This window comes from Mucilaginibacter sp. P1_D10, from assembly GCF_056406215.1.
Map to the genome: position 1 here is coordinate 95,269 of NZ_JBFUAP010000001.1, position 13,265 is coordinate 108,533.

Here is a 13,265-nt window from a genome sequence, read left to right on the forward strand (position 1 = left end):
AGTCCCTTTAAATCAGTTGTTAATTATCTTGTGCCTTTACAGTGATATGGACACTCAGGTTACCGTTAGCATCTGTTTTGGGCGCCACCTGTATATTTTGAAAATGCGGGTTAAAAGGGATAGAGCCCGCCTTCCATGGGAAGATGCCGCCATAGATGCCCATATCCGTACCGTCGCGGCCGGCATTTTTTAGGGACGATGTTGAACGGATAGCAAAATTGGCTTTATAAATACCATCGCCGCTGATCTTAGTAGGGTCGTACGATACAAAGATTGATTTTAGTGGGGTTGTGGTTAAAATATTGCCACTACCTTGGTTATCTCCCGTGGAGCCATTTACGCCACCATTAAAATTATTAAAAAGAGTGCTGCTAGATACATAAGGTGTACCAGCCCCCACTTCAAATATATTGTTCTCAATATTGCAATTTGATGCATAGAGAGGGTATATATAATTGGGTGTTGCCCCTAACAGAAATATATTATTTTTGATAGTGCTAAAGTTTATTGGACTATTATTACTTGTTCCGACTTGTACTATAAAAATATTATTAGTGATCAAATGATTAGTACCACCAACAGCCAAATGGCTTATGATATTTTCATTGATGGTGAAGTTTGCAAGGCCGGTGTAGCTTCTATCTAAATAAAGTGAAAAGACATTACAACGTGAGATAGTATAGGTGTTAACACTGCCATTTGTGTAGAGTTGTTGTACAACGAGTCCGGTTATGGAACCTTTGGCTGCACCAGGATCTAAAGTTATGCTTTGCACTAAAGTTCTTGCCGTAGCACTTGTTGAATCCGGATTGTGCCCGGCTCCTATTAAACAAAGGCGTTTGTTAATTAAAACGCCATCAAAACTTCCACCCGGGATATAAACCGTATCGCCGGCTACAGCTTTTTCAATTGCTTCGGGGAGTTTGGTATAAAACTTGGGTGCCTTGGTGCCGCCTTGAACCGCAATAAGGTTTTGCGCTTTTAAACCGGTTGCCGCTACAAAAAGCAGCGATAAAAACAAAAAGGTTGTTTTCATGATCTTTATTAATTAGGGTAATTATCTAAACAAGCAACCATCAAAATTGCAAGCGGGCTTATTATTTTTTAAAAATAATAAATAATAATCTGCAAAAGCAACTATATCTATTTATTAAATATTATAACAAGATGAGCAGGAATGGGCAAAACCTTGCCTTCCCAACAAACACTTCCCGCAATCTTACCCCGATGAGCGTTGGGCGATGCCATAAGTAAAGGTTTTATCTCGCCAAGCTGCCAACACCGCAAAGCAAGCAGCTTAAAAATCTTTGCGTGAAATAAACTTTCCTTAACTTAAAGCAGTTTGCTTTCGTTAAGCAAGCAATTTCGAGTGAGAGAACATCGATATTGCGCTTATAAAGTTGATATTTACATCATTTTTTCCGCCAAACAGCCCACATTTTGCGACTCTTTTAAATAAAAAAACGACGTATTATTAGAAAAACGCGCAAATTTTCGCAACTGATTTTTGCACGAAATTCATTTTCGCGGTTGTTCTTCGCTCCAAATAACATATAGGATTTTATCCTTATTTTCGCTTTTTATAACCACTCCTGCGCACAAAATGCTCGGAATTGCGTTAAATCACCTACATGAAAGAAAGCTACCTGAGCGAGGAACATAAAATTGCCATAATAGGCCTGGGCTATGTGGGCTTACCGCTGGCCATAGAATTCGCCAAAAAATACAACGTTTTAGGTTTCGATATCGACCAGCAACGCATCCTCGAGCTCAGTCTCGGTACCGACCGCACCCACGAAGCCAATATGGCCGACCTGCAGCAGGTGCTGAAACATTCCGCCGATGCCGGCTTAAAATTCTCGTCTGATACCGAAGAATTGCGTAGCTGCAATACCTACATCGTCACCGTACCAACGCCAATAGATCAGTTTAAAGCGCCCGATCTCGGTCCGCTATTAAAAGCTTCCGAAATGCTCGGAAAATTGATGAAAAACGGCGATTTAGTCATATACGAATCTACCGTTTACCCGGGCTGTACCGAGGAAGATTGCGTACCGGTATTGGAGCAAGCCTCGGGCTTAAAATATAACGAGGGTTTCTTTGTGGGCTACTCGCCCGAGCGCATCAACCCCGGCGATAAAGTAAATACGCTGGCCAAAATAATGAAGGTAACCAGCGGCTCTACCCCGGAAGTTGCCGATAGGGTAGATGCCTTGTACGCCTCCATCATTACAGCAGGCACGCACAAAGCGCCCAGCATAAAAGTGGCCGAAGCCTCCAAAGCGATAGAGAACGCCCAACGCGACGTGAATATCTCCTTCGTAAATGAACTGGCGCTGATATTCGACCGTATGGGCATCGACACCAATGATGTGCTGGATGCCGCAGGTACCAAATGGAATTTTTTGAGGTACAAACCCGGCCTGGTAGGCGGCCATTGTATAGGGGTAGACCCTTATTACCTGGCGCACAAGGCCGAAGCATTGGGTTATCAGCCACAGGTGATCCTCTCCGGTCGTAGGGTTAACGACGAGATGGGCAGCTTTGTGGCGGGCAAAGTAATCAAGCTGTTGGTGGCCAAGGGGCACGATATAGGCAACATCAACGCGCTGGTGCTGGGTATCACTTTTAAAGAAAACTGCGCTGATGTGCGCAATAGCAAGGTGGTTGATATTTATACCGAACTGAAAGCCTTCGGCCTGAATGTAGATGTGTACGACCCAAGGGCCGATGCTGAGAAGGTGCAGCAGGAGTACCAGATAGAACTAACTGCGTCCATCGATAAAAAATACGATGCTATTATTTTAGCGGTAGCACACAGTGAATTTTTGGCCTTGGATTATAAAAATATCACCGTGAGCGATGCCAGCGTTATATACGATACCAAATCGGTTTTAGACCGCCGAATTGTAGATGCGCGCTTATAATTATGATGAAGCGTAAGTGTTTCATTGCGCTTTAACCGTTTTTTGCTATTTTATTTAAGCGGCTGGTGATAAGTATGTTATGGATTTTATATAAAGAGTAGGGGTGTTCCAAAGTGTTCCACTTATTTTATTAAAGTGCTGGTAATTAAGTAGATGTAAAAACAGGGTGTTCAACACATATAGTGGAACACCTGATTGACATGCGCCGGCTTACTGCACTGCTGATGTTTGTTTTTTGAGTATTATTGCACGAAATTATACCCGCGCTTTTTAGCTAATGAAGAGTATCGCCCAAAAAGTATTTGATATCGAAATTGAATCGTTGCAGCACGTAGCATCGATGATAGATGAGCAGTTTTCGCAGGCGGTAGAGGCTATCCTGCAAAGTAAAGGCAAACTGGTGGTTTGCGGCATGGGCAAGAGCGGGCATATCGGCAAAAAGATATCTGCCACGCTTACCAGTACTGGTACGCCAAGCTTTTTTATGCACCCTGCCGAGGCTTTCCACGGCGATTTAGGAATGGTAGGCGAACATGATATTATCCTCATCCTGTCCTACTCCGGCGAAACAGAAGAAGTACTGAAGCTTGTGCCTTTTTTGAAATGGCACAAGAATTTATCCATAGCTATTACTGGCAACCCAAATTCAACCCTCGCCCAAAATGCTACTTACCACTTAAACGTAGGCATTAAGCAAGAGGCTTGCCCGCTGGAACTGGCGCCCACATCGTCTACCACAGCAACCTTGGTAATGGGCGATGCGCTAGCCGTTGCGCTGATGACCGCAAGGGATTTTAGTCCCGATGATTTTGCGCGTTTCCATCCCGGTGGAAGGCTGGGCCGCAAGCTTTTAGTAAGGGTTAAGGACCTGATGCGTACCGATGCTCTGCCGTTTTTGGAACCCGATGCGACGTTTACGCAGCTCATCATCCGCATGTCTGAAGGTAAACTGGGCATGGTAATAGTAGGCAATGCAGATAAAGTGCAAGGCGTGATAACCGATGGCGACCTTCGCCGCGGCTTGTTAAAGCATGCCGATATAAACCAATTATCCGTCTCGGATATCATGAACCCGAACCCTATTACTGTGGAGGCGGATACGCTAGTCTATGATGCAGAAGCCATTATGCTGGAGCGGAAGATAACTACCCTGTTGGTGCAAAATAACGAAGGCAAAGTAACCGGAGTTTACCAGATATTCAACCAGGCATAAAGCGATATGAAAGCGATAATTGTAATACCCGCCCGCCTGAAGTCGACCCGCCTGCCCGATAAGGTACTGCTGGATTTGGGCGGCAAACCCGTGATACAACGTGTGTATGAGGCCTGCATCAAGGCCAAACTACACCAGGAAGTCTGGATAGCCGCCGATAGCCAGTTGGTGTTCGATCTTTGTAAAACGTTTACGCCAAACGTGCTTATGACCAAAGAAGAACACCCCAGCGGTACCGACCGTATTGCTGAGGTTGTGCAGCGCATTCCCTGCGATATCGTAGTGAATGTACAGGGCGATGAGCCATTCTTCGATGCCGATATTATAGACCGGCTGATTGCCGCCCTGCGGCAAAGCGATGCTCAAATGGCCAGCGTTTGCGCCCCCGTAGAAACGTTGGACGAATTGCACAATCCCAACCTGGTAAAAGTGGTGACGGATGTTAATGGCTACGCACTATATTTCTCGCGCTTCAGGATACCCTACTCGCGCGATAAGGTTTTAGAAGAAGCCGACGCCTCGCTGTACAAAAAACATATGGGTGTGTACGCTTACCGGGCGGAGTTCCTGGCTAAGTTTATCCAATTGCCGCCTTCTTTTTTAGAAGGTTCGGAAAAACTGGAGCAGCTGCGCGCCCTGGAAAATGGATATAAAATTAAAATGATAGAAGTTGCAGGCTTTGAAAAAGGGATAGATACCCCCGAGGACCTGGAGCTTGCACGTAAAAAAATAGAAGACGATGGCACTATATAAAGACATTACCGAAAAACCCTTTTTTATTGTTGGCCCCTGTGTTATGGAAAACCAGGAATTGCTTTACACCGTGGCCGATAAGGTGGCAGAGATAAAAGCGAAATACCCGGTTACCGTGGTGTTCAAATCCTCATTCGATAAAGCAAACCGCACCAGCATCAGCGCTTACCGTGGCCCCGGCATAGACAAAGGCCTGGAGATGCTGAACAACGTAAAAGAGAAATTCGGTCTGGAGGTTACTACCGATATACACGAACCCTACCAGGCAGCCATAGCGGCCCAGGTAGTAGATATATTGCAGATACCGGCTTTCCTTTGCCGCCAGACAGATTTGCTGGTAGCCGCAGCGCAAACCGGAAAGGTGGTAAACGTTAAAAAAGCCCAGTTTCTATCCGGACAGGATATGTTTTACCCGGCGCAGAAAGTGAAAGAGGCGGGCAATGAGCAGATTATCCTCACAGAACGCGGCAACTCGTTCGGCTATAATAATTTGGTTGTAGATTTCCGCAACATTGCCGATATGACGGCCTTTGGTTACCCCGTTTGTATGGATTGCACCCACTCGGTGCAACGCCCCGGCGGTGCAGGCGGCAAAACCGGTGGCGACCGCAAGTTTGTGCCCAATATGGCCCGCGCGGCCCGTGCCTTTGGCGCAAGCGGATACTTCATCGAAACCCACCCCGATCCCGACCACGCCCTCAGCGATGGCCCGAACATGCTTTATTTAACGGATTTGGAGGACTTAATTAAGTCGTTAATTAGCTGATAGATTGCTTTGCAAATGGTGGTGAGGACACCGCCATTTTGTTTATTATTTCAAGGTTGCGGTGTCCTCACCGCAAACCGCCGGTATTTAATATTCTGTCTTCCCGTCCAGATTATCCCAAAGCTTGAAAGCACCCTGTGCTTCATTGCGCATCAACTGCTTAAAAGGCATCTTGCGTTTACCCATAGGCAAATCCAGTTCATCATAAATAAAATGGTCGTCGAAACCGATGGCAGCGGCATCGGCCTTGGTATTGGCGTAGTATATTTTGCTGATGCGCGCCCAGTAAATGGCACCGAGGCACATGGGGCAGGGCTCGCAACTGGTGTATATTTCGCAGCCTTCTAAATTAAACGTACCCAGTTCCTGGCAGGCCAGGCGTATGGCCGATACCTCGGCATGGGCGGTCGGGTCGTTAGTGGGCACCACCTTATTGGCGCTACGGGCTATAACCATGCCATCCTTTACCACAACGGCGCCAAAAGGGCCACCCAATCCCTGCTTTACGTTGTATTCAGACAGGTCGATAGCCATCTGCATAAACTCCTCGTGTTTCATATTCTTGCGATCTCTATAAATTAAAAAACCCCAACCAATGGCCGGGGTTTTCATTAATATTTATTTGCTTATCCAAATATGCGTTAGGTTTTATCTGCACATCTGAAATCCGCCCATCTGAAATTTACTTCTTGTCTTTAGCGTAAGCTTCGTTCAGCCTTTTGATAACGTCTTTGGTTACATCAAGGCTTTCATCGCCAAACAAAACGGTAGTATTGCCTTTTTGGAAAGTAAGCACCATTTTATAGCCTTTTTCTTTAGCGTAAGTTTTGGTAAACGCTACCAGTTTCTCGTAAAGTGCGTTGGTTTCGGTCAGCTGTTCTTGTTGTACCTGTGCACTGGCGTTTTGCTGCAATTGCTGAAACTCCTGATTTTTTTTCTGCAATTGCTGCTCAATAGCAGCACGTTGATCGGCAGGCATAGTTGCTGCGCTTTTCTGGTAATCGGCATACCGGCGTTGGAAAGCCTGTCCGACCGATTGTACCTCATTATTGGCCGCTTTGCCTTTTTCTTCCAGGCGCTTGTTCATGTCTTTGATATACTCGTATTGACTAACCAGCGAATCCTGGTTGATGTAAACAATTTCGGGGGTTCCGGTCACTGTAGAAGCGGGGGCAGCGGCGGGTTTATCAGCGGTTTTATTTTGGTTGCAAGCAGCTAATCCTGCGGCAATGGCAATAACTAAAACTGATTTCGTAACAATAGAAGCCTTGATTTTCATTCTGTTTATCTAAAAAAATTTTTGACAAAGATAAACTTTCGCAACAAGTTTCCTAATGCCCGATGTGCAAATAGGCAGATGTGCGGATTACAGATTTCAGATGTGCAGATTTCTTTTGGCGAGGCTTCTAAGCAGCTTATGTAAACGACATTGATATGCAGGTAAAGAGGGGGGATATGTTGAAAAAAAACATAATGCGGGCACCTTTTTGGGCACTATGAATAGTGTATATATGCTGTAAAATTCGTATTTTTGCTTGTTAAAACTCCACCCGGAGTGGTTATTGTTTTAGATAAATTATGAGCGAAGAAAAAGAGGATAAATCGAATTATTCAGCAGATAATATACAGGTTTTAGAGGGTTTAGAGGCCGTACGTAAAAGGCCTTCGATGTACATAGGCGATACGGGTGTTAAGGGCCTTCACCACCTGGTTTACGAGGTGGTTGATAACTCGATAGATGAGGCACTTGCCGGTTATTGCGATACCATCAACGTTACTATTCACAAAGGCAATTCTATTACAGTTGTTGATAATGGCCGCGGTATCCCAACGGGTATCAACACCAAGGAACAAAAATCGGCGCTGGAAATTGTAATGACCGTGCTGCACGCCGGCGGTAAATTCGATAAGGATACCTATAAGGTTTCCGGCGGTTTGCACGGTGTGGGCGTAAGTTGCGTTAACGCATTATCGGTACACGTGAAAACGGTTGTATATCGCGAAGGCAAGATATTTACGCAAGAGTACGAACGCGGTAAGCCGCTGTTCCCGGTAAAAGAAATCGGCGTATCCGACAGGACAGGTACCACGCAAACTTTCCAACCGGATGCGGAGATATTCACGCTGACCACCGAGTATAAGTTCGATACTTTAGCCACCCGCTTACGCGAGCTGGCTTTCCTGAACAAGGGCATCCGCTTAACGCTTACGGACGAGCGTGAGACCAACGACGATGGGACTTTTGTAAGCGAAGAGTTTTACTCTCAAGGCGGCCTTAGGGAGTTTGTGAAATACCTGGATGGTACCCGCGTGGCTATCATCCCGGATCCTATTTACCTGGAAGGTATTAAACAAGGCATCCCGGTTGAACTGGCTTTTCAGTATAACGATACCTACACCGAAAATGTGCATTCGTATGTAAACAACATCAATACCATAGAGGGTGGTACACACGTGGCCGGCTTCAGGATGGGGCTTACCCGTACCTTGAAATCATATGCCGATAAATCCGGCTTACTGAAAAATATGAAAATCGAAATTACCGGTGATGACTTCCGCGAGGGGTTAACCGCCGTTATTTCGGTAAAAGTACAGGAACCACAGTTTGAAGGGCAAACCAAAACCAAGCTGGGTAACAGCGAGGTGAGCGGTGCCGTTAACGTTGCCGTGGGCGAAATCTTGGGCAACTACCTCGAGGAGAACCCAAGGGAAGCCAAAATGATTGTGCAGAAGGTTATACTTGCTGCAACTGCCCGCGCCGCTGCCCGTAAGGCGCGCGAAATGGTACAGCGCAAGAGCGTGATGAGCGGATCTGGCTTGCCGGGTAAATTATCCGATTGTGCCAATAACGACCCTGCACTGTGCGAATTGTACCTGGTAGAGGGCGACTCGGCGGGTGGTACCGCTAAACAGGGCCGTAACCGCGAGTTTCAGGCGATATTACCATTGCGTGGTAAGATACTGAACGTGGAGAAAGCCATGGAGCACAAAATTTATGAGAACGAGGAAATAAAGAACATGTTCACCGGCTTGGGTGTAAGCATTGGTACACCCGAGGATGCTAAGGCGTTGAACATTGCCAAGCTGCGCTACCATAAAATTGTTGTGATGACGGATGCGGACGTGGATGGGTCGCACATTACCACGCTGATCCTGACTTTCTTCTTCAGATACATGAAAGAACTGATAGAGTACGGCTACATATACATTGCTTCGCCGCCGCTTTACCAGGTTAAAAAAGGTAAGGAGTTTGAATACTGCTGGACTGACGAGCAGCGCGATACCGCTATCCAACGCCTTAAGGGTGCCGGCAAGGAAGATAGCGTACACGTACAACGTTACAAAGGTTTGGGCGAGATGAACGCCGAGCAGCTATGGGATACCACCATGAACCCGGCTAACCGTACCCTCAAAAAAGTAAGTATAGAAAACGCCGCCGAGTGCGACCACACCTTTAGCATGCTGATGGGCGATGAAGTGGCTCCGCGCCGCGAATTTATAGAACGCAATGCTAAATATGCGCGTATAGACACGTAGTAGATGTGCAGATGTGCAAATTACAGATGTGCAGATGCTTTTAATATTCAGCCCCGCTTTGAGAAGAGCGGGGCTTTTTTTATTGTCTGAACTTTGTCTGAACTCGAATTTTAGGGAATTTTCGGAATGCGCAGAATTAGTAATTAATCCAGCATAATTCTGTTAATTCAATAAATTCCTTAAGATTCGAGTTCAGACACCTTACTTCGCGTCCAGGCCGACTGTTTTGATTAGGTTTTCTACGCTCAAATCAATGCCGTCCACATGATGCGTGGCTTGCAGGTAAAAGCTTTCGCGTTCGGCTAATTTATGTTCGATAAAGGCTACCAGTTCTTCGCCTTTTTTGCCTTGCAGTACGGGGCGGGGTGTTTTGGCGTTCTCCAAACGCGAGGCTAGTCCGCGCGGCGATAGTTGTATATAAAGCGTTTGCCCGTGGCTGTTCATCCACTCCATATTATCGAAAAAGCAGGGCAAACCGCCGCCTGTGGATACGATAACGTCATTAGGGTATTCCGTTGTTTTGAGCACTTCCGATTCCAGCTTACGGAAGGCTTCTTCGCCATGGCTGGCGAAGTATTCGGCAATGGTGCAGCCTACTTGCGCTTCCAACACGTGGTCCAGGTCGATAAACTCGTAACCCAAACCCGCTGCCAGTTTTTTGCCCCAGCTGGTTTTGCCACAGCCCATAAATCCTATTAAAAATACGCGGTTCATTTGGTAAGGACTTCTTCTATTTTGGTTTTGAACCAGTTGGTTTTGGCAAGGTCGATACGGTTGATATTTTGGCGTTCTTTTATTTGGGTGCCATAATCTTTGGCAGGGAACACTTTATAGAAAGTTTCAAAATCGTTGCTATCCAGCATTTCAAGTATAAGAGGGTTGTTAGCCCTGATAGTTCTTAATTTGTTTACATTTTCATTTTCTCTATAAAAAGGGTAGCTATCTCTCGCCACGGCGAGGCCTAACAGTATCTTATCCCGCTTCTCGGCGCTTGCTGCTCTTACGGCATTAGTATAGCTGGTTTTGTCAAATTCTTTACCAACGGAAGAAAAATATTCCTCTAAATTATCCGGGTGGAACAAGTAATTCTCAATAGAGTAGTAATTAAGGATATAAAGGTTATTATATGTTTCCATTAGGATTACCCGCTCTTCATTGGTTAGATAATCCCGGTCGACTAATCCATTATAATTTGGGTTGTTTTTTGTTTTATGAAAAGCATCCGCTTTGTTTTGCGCATTAAAAAAAATCGTGTCCTTAATGTTCAGATTGTTGTACAACGGCGTATCAGTATTTTCCGAAAAAACTATCTGTTTACCTTCGAACACTTTCGACAAAAACTCCTTGCTTACCGCAATCTCAAACACATCCACATTATTTTTTTGTGATGGGAAAATTACCTGCGGGATATCAAAATTCAGGTTATCGAAATCAATTATCGCGGCGTGTTCGGCCTCATTTGCATATTCAATAAAACCTAACGAGTGGCTGGCCGTCCACAGCTGGCAATTATCAGGTATCCAGTTTTCGGTAATTTCTTTTAACAGGTTTTTTTGCAGCAACGTGTTTAGGTGAAGATCTATTTCATCTAAAAAATAAACCGTATCCTGAAAGTATTCCGTTCGGGTAAGCAGGTTTAACAGAATATTGAAAATCTCTTTTTCCCCGCTGCTCAAAAAATCATAAGGTATTTTTGATTGCCCTTTCTCAAATAGAATTTCGGCTATTTTGCCTTCCAGCGGAGGCTTGAATGAAATCAACTTAATGCTAGTGCCTGCCTCCTCGCCGAAAATGTTTTGAAAAGCATTGTTTATCGGATTTATATAGCTTTCCTTTATTTCTTCCGTAGAATTATTCCCTTTAAATACATCAGTTAAAATTGAAGAAGCTACTTTTTCAATGTCGTTTTCAAAGCGACTATCTCGGTCAATAAAAGATTTAGGCCTATCGGTATCCTTGTCGAAGGACACATTTCCCTGTCCGCCTAAGTTCGTACGTGTTAATTTTGGTATTTGTCTCACACTACTTCGTCCATAAAAGTAGTTGCCGTTTTTTATTCGTTTATGTGAAGATGATATGAAACCTAGATTTTTACCGTAAACGTCAGAAAAATCCCCGTAGGCATTTATTTCGAAACTGAAATATTGCTTTTTACGGTAATATAAATTAGCGGTATCCCAATTATCTCCCTTAATTATCTTATTCAAGACTTCGAAACCATCAAACACCGAAGATTTCCCCGACCCATTTGTACCAATTAATAAAACCAGTTTAGCCGGCTGGGCCAGGCCTGTCATATCAATGGTTAAATCATCAAAGCGCTTAAAATTTTTTAATTCCAGCTTTGTTATCTTCATAAGATAAAAGTAACGATTTATTGCTTGCTAAAATATTCCTTGTTCAAGGTTTCGTATGTAGGCAGGTTGTGGTAGTGCCATTTATTTATTACCGTGCCGTTTTTTAACAGGATAATACCCGGGTTTGCGCGTACCATGCTCTTCAGCGGAACGCCATCGGCATAAAATAATTCACTCACCAGGCTGTTCTTTTTGGCAAATGCTTCCGCGCTTTGCGGTGGGGTTGAGGTGAGCAGTATGGTACGCGTATTATAGTTTTGATGCAGGTTGGCGGCCAGCGCATTGATGCGGCCGATAGCCTCCAGGTTGGTTTCATCCAGTTTGTCAGCTACGATGAGCAGGCTATAAAACGGGTTGGAGAGGAGTTCCTTATTGTAATTGGTCCCCTGGGCATCCTGTATATTCAGGTCGCGTATCTTAGGTTCAAACCCTTTGCTAATCAGCCTGTTTTCGGGGTTGGGTCCTATTTCCCAGTTGGTGTCTTTCCAGATGGCTGGAGTTTTAAGGTACTCCTTATCGGTCATTAACTTAGTCTCGCCGGTCTTTTTGTTTTTGAGGTGATAGATGATCTCGTAAACATCGACCGGCGCATTTGGTGGCGTTTGCATCTCTTCCAAAATATTCGCGCCTATTTTATATGGCAAAAAGTCTATTATCGGCAAGAAGTTGTAGGTGTACAAGCCAAAACCTATTGAGATTACGGCGGCGCCAATCAACAGTTTATCGCCGGTTTTGGCGTTAACCAATGGGCGGATGGTTTTGCGGTTTAAGAATAGCACCAGCACTAATGCCAACAAAACCATATCCTTGCTGAACGACTGCCAAGGCGTAAGCGGGATGGCATCGCCAAAGCAACCGCAGGTTTGTACCACCTTAAAGTATGCCGAGTAAAAAGTAAGGAAACCAAAAAACACGATGAGCAATAACAATCCCCAAACAATCGTAGCGGCGCGCGTGCCCACCAGCAAAGCGAAACCCAGCAGCATTTCCAGCGCGCAAAGGATGATGGCCGCGCTAAGCGCAAAACCATTTAATGAAGTAAGGTGGAACACCTCGAAATACTCCTCCAGCTTGTAGGAGAAACCCAGGGGGTCGTTAGCTTTTATCAGGCCCGAGAAGATGAACAGCAAACCTACGGCTATCCGGCAGAACCAAATCAGTCCGTTTTTCATGCTGCCCCCAATTTTATCAGCGCAAAAACCGAGTAGTTGAGCATATCCTGGTAGTTGGCTTTTACGCCTTCGGATGCCAGCGTTTGGCCCTGGTTGTCTTCAATCTGCTTTACGCGGAGTATCTTCATCAGTATCAGATCGGTAAGGCTGCTGATGCGCATGTCGCGCCAGGCCTCGCCGTAATCATGGTTCTTGGCAAACATCAATTCCTCGGTTTCTTTTGCTTTTTCATCGAAAAGCCGCTCTACATGTTCGGGTGATAGTTCGTATGGTGTTTCGTCGCTACTATCCAGCTGCATCACGGCAATGAGGCAGTAATTTACGATGCCGATGTATTCGCCGGTGATATCGTCGCCCACTTTAGATACTTTTTTTTCTTCGAGCGTGCGGATGCGCTGCGCCTTGATGAATATCTGGTCGGTGATGGAGGAAGGCCTTAAAATGCGCCATGCGGTACCGTAATCGCGGGTCTTTTTCATGAAAAGGCCCTTGCATAGCTCAATAACGGCTTTATATTCGGTTGCGGTGTTGCTCAAAACT

General features: G+C 45.3%; 12 protein-coding genes. 5 read left to right on the forward strand and 7 right to left on the reverse strand.

The window, feature by feature from the left end; genetic code table 11:
• Window positions 1–19: 19 nt before the first annotated feature.
• Window positions 20–1,036 carry a hypothetical protein gene (locus AC1DYT_RS00420; RefSeq protein WP_477467692.1) on the reverse strand — a complete coding sequence of 339 codons (1,017 nt, stop codon included), beginning with the start codon at window positions 1,034–1,036 and terminating at the stop codon, window positions 20–22.
• 595 nt (window positions 1,037–1,631) lie between these two features.
• Between AC1DYT_RS00420 and AC1DYT_RS00425 the strand changes: the two genes are divergently transcribed.
• The 4 genes from AC1DYT_RS00425 to kdsA all read left to right on the forward strand — a co-directional run bounded on the left by AC1DYT_RS00425 (window position 1,632) and on the right by kdsA (window position 5,659).
• Complete coding sequence (locus AC1DYT_RS00425) at window positions 1,632–2,927, forward strand: nucleotide sugar dehydrogenase (protein ID WP_477467693.1); 1,296 nt, start codon at window positions 1,632–1,634, stop codon at window positions 2,925–2,927.
• A 277-nt stretch (window positions 2,928–3,204) separates the two neighbouring features.
• Window positions 3,205–4,140: a KpsF/GutQ family sugar-phosphate isomerase gene (locus AC1DYT_RS00430; protein ID WP_477467694.1), complete on the forward strand. Its 936-nt coding sequence runs from the start codon at window positions 3,205–3,207 to the stop codon at window positions 4,138–4,140.
• 6 nt (window positions 4,141–4,146) lie between these two features.
• Window positions 4,147–4,893, forward strand: coding sequence for a 3-deoxy-manno-octulosonate cytidylyltransferase (gene kdsB / locus AC1DYT_RS00435; RefSeq protein ID WP_477467695.1), 747 nt, complete (start codon window positions 4,147–4,149; stop codon window positions 4,891–4,893).
• Complete coding sequence (gene kdsA, locus AC1DYT_RS00440) at window positions 4,880–5,659, forward strand: 3-deoxy-8-phosphooctulonate synthase (RefSeq protein WP_477467696.1); 780 nt, start codon at window positions 4,880–4,882, stop codon at window positions 5,657–5,659. Before kdsB ends, kdsA begins: the two co-directional genes overlap by 14 nt.
• 87 nt (window positions 5,660–5,746) lie before the next feature.
• Here the strand turns inward: kdsA and AC1DYT_RS00445 are convergent, their stop codons facing one another.
• Both AC1DYT_RS00445 and AC1DYT_RS00450 read right to left on the reverse strand, forming a co-directional pair.
• Window positions 5,747–6,217 carry a nucleoside deaminase gene (locus AC1DYT_RS00445; RefSeq protein ID WP_477467697.1) on the reverse strand — a complete coding sequence of 157 codons (471 nt, stop codon included), beginning with the start codon at window positions 6,215–6,217 and terminating at the stop codon, window positions 5,747–5,749.
• A gap of 124 nt (window positions 6,218–6,341) precedes the next feature.
• Complete coding sequence (locus tag AC1DYT_RS00450; protein WP_477467698.1) at window positions 6,342–6,938, reverse strand: OmpH/Skp family outer membrane protein; 597 nt, start codon at window positions 6,936–6,938, stop codon at window positions 6,342–6,344.
• A 299-nt stretch (window positions 6,939–7,237) separates the two neighbouring features.
• On the opposite strand from AC1DYT_RS00450, the gene gyrB reads away from it, so the two are divergent.
• Window positions 7,238–9,196 carry a DNA topoisomerase (ATP-hydrolyzing) subunit B gene (gyrB, locus tag AC1DYT_RS00455; RefSeq protein ID WP_477459468.1) on the forward strand — a complete coding sequence of 653 codons (1,959 nt, stop codon included), beginning with the start codon at window positions 7,238–7,240 and terminating at the stop codon, window positions 9,194–9,196.
• Window positions 9,197–9,397: 201 nt separating this feature from the next.
• Here the strand turns inward: gyrB and AC1DYT_RS00460 are convergent, their stop codons facing one another.
• The 4 genes from AC1DYT_RS00460 to AC1DYT_RS00475 are packed head-to-tail and all read right to left on the reverse strand — an operon-like array spanning window position 9,398 to window position 13,204.
• A complete protein-coding gene (locus AC1DYT_RS00460) occupies window positions 9,398–9,910 on the reverse strand; it encodes a shikimate kinase (protein WP_477467699.1) in 513 nt (170 codons plus the stop codon).
• Complete coding sequence (locus AC1DYT_RS00465) at window positions 9,907–11,553, reverse strand: AAA family ATPase (RefSeq protein WP_477467700.1); 1,647 nt, start codon at window positions 11,551–11,553, stop codon at window positions 9,907–9,909. Before AC1DYT_RS00465 ends, AC1DYT_RS00460 begins: the two co-directional genes overlap by 4 nt.
• Window positions 11,554–11,570: 17 nt before the next feature.
• Window positions 11,571–12,725: a BT_3928 family protein gene (locus AC1DYT_RS00470; RefSeq protein WP_477467701.1), complete on the reverse strand. Its 1,155-nt coding sequence runs from the start codon at window positions 12,723–12,725 to the stop codon at window positions 11,571–11,573.
• Window positions 12,722–13,204, reverse strand: coding sequence for a DUF1599 domain-containing protein (locus AC1DYT_RS00475; protein ID WP_477468089.1), 483 nt, complete (start codon window positions 13,202–13,204; stop codon window positions 12,722–12,724). The genes AC1DYT_RS00470 and AC1DYT_RS00475 overlap by 4 nt, the downstream gene beginning before the upstream one ends.
• Window positions 13,205–13,265 lie beyond the last annotated feature (61 nt).

Excerpts from the sequence above, each read along its gene's own strand:
- AC1DYT_RS00420 (WP_477467692.1), bottom strand. The coding sequence starts at position 1,036 with ATGAAAACAACCTTTTTGTTTTTATCGCTGCTTTTTGTAGCGGCAACC.
- AC1DYT_RS00425 (WP_477467693.1), top strand. The coding sequence starts at position 1,632 with ATGAAAGAAAGCTACCTGAGCGAGGAACATAAAATTGCCATAATAGGC.
- AC1DYT_RS00430 (WP_477467694.1), top strand. The coding sequence starts at position 3,205 with ATGAAGAGTATCGCCCAAAAAGTATTTGATATCGAAATTGAATCGTTG.
- kdsB (WP_477467695.1), top strand. The coding sequence starts at position 4,147 with ATGAAAGCGATAATTGTAATACCCGCCCGCCTGAAGTCGACCCGCCTG.
- kdsA (WP_477467696.1), top strand. The coding sequence starts at position 4,880 with ATGGCACTATATAAAGACATTACCGAAAAACCCTTTTTTATTGTTGGC.
- AC1DYT_RS00445 (WP_477467697.1), bottom strand. The coding sequence starts at position 6,217 with ATGAAACACGAGGAGTTTATGCAGATGGCTATCGACCTGTCTGAATAC.
- AC1DYT_RS00450 (WP_477467698.1), bottom strand. The coding sequence starts at position 6,938 with ATGAAAATCAAGGCTTCTATTGTTACGAAATCAGTTTTAGTTATTGCC.
- gyrB (WP_477459468.1), top strand. The coding sequence starts at position 7,238 with ATGAGCGAAGAAAAAGAGGATAAATCGAATTATTCAGCAGATAATATA.
- AC1DYT_RS00460 (WP_477467699.1), bottom strand. The coding sequence starts at position 9,910 with ATGAACCGCGTATTTTTAATAGGATTTATGGGCTGTGGCAAAACCAGC.
- AC1DYT_RS00465 (WP_477467700.1), bottom strand. The coding sequence starts at position 11,553 with ATGAAGATAACAAAGCTGGAATTAAAAAATTTTAAGCGCTTTGATGAT.
- AC1DYT_RS00470 (WP_477467701.1), bottom strand. The coding sequence starts at position 12,725 with ATGAAAAACGGACTGATTTGGTTCTGCCGGATAGCCGTAGGTTTGCTG.
- AC1DYT_RS00475 (WP_477468089.1), bottom strand. The coding sequence starts at position 13,204 with ATGAAAAAGACCCGCGATTACGGTACCGCATGGCGCATTTTAAGGCCT.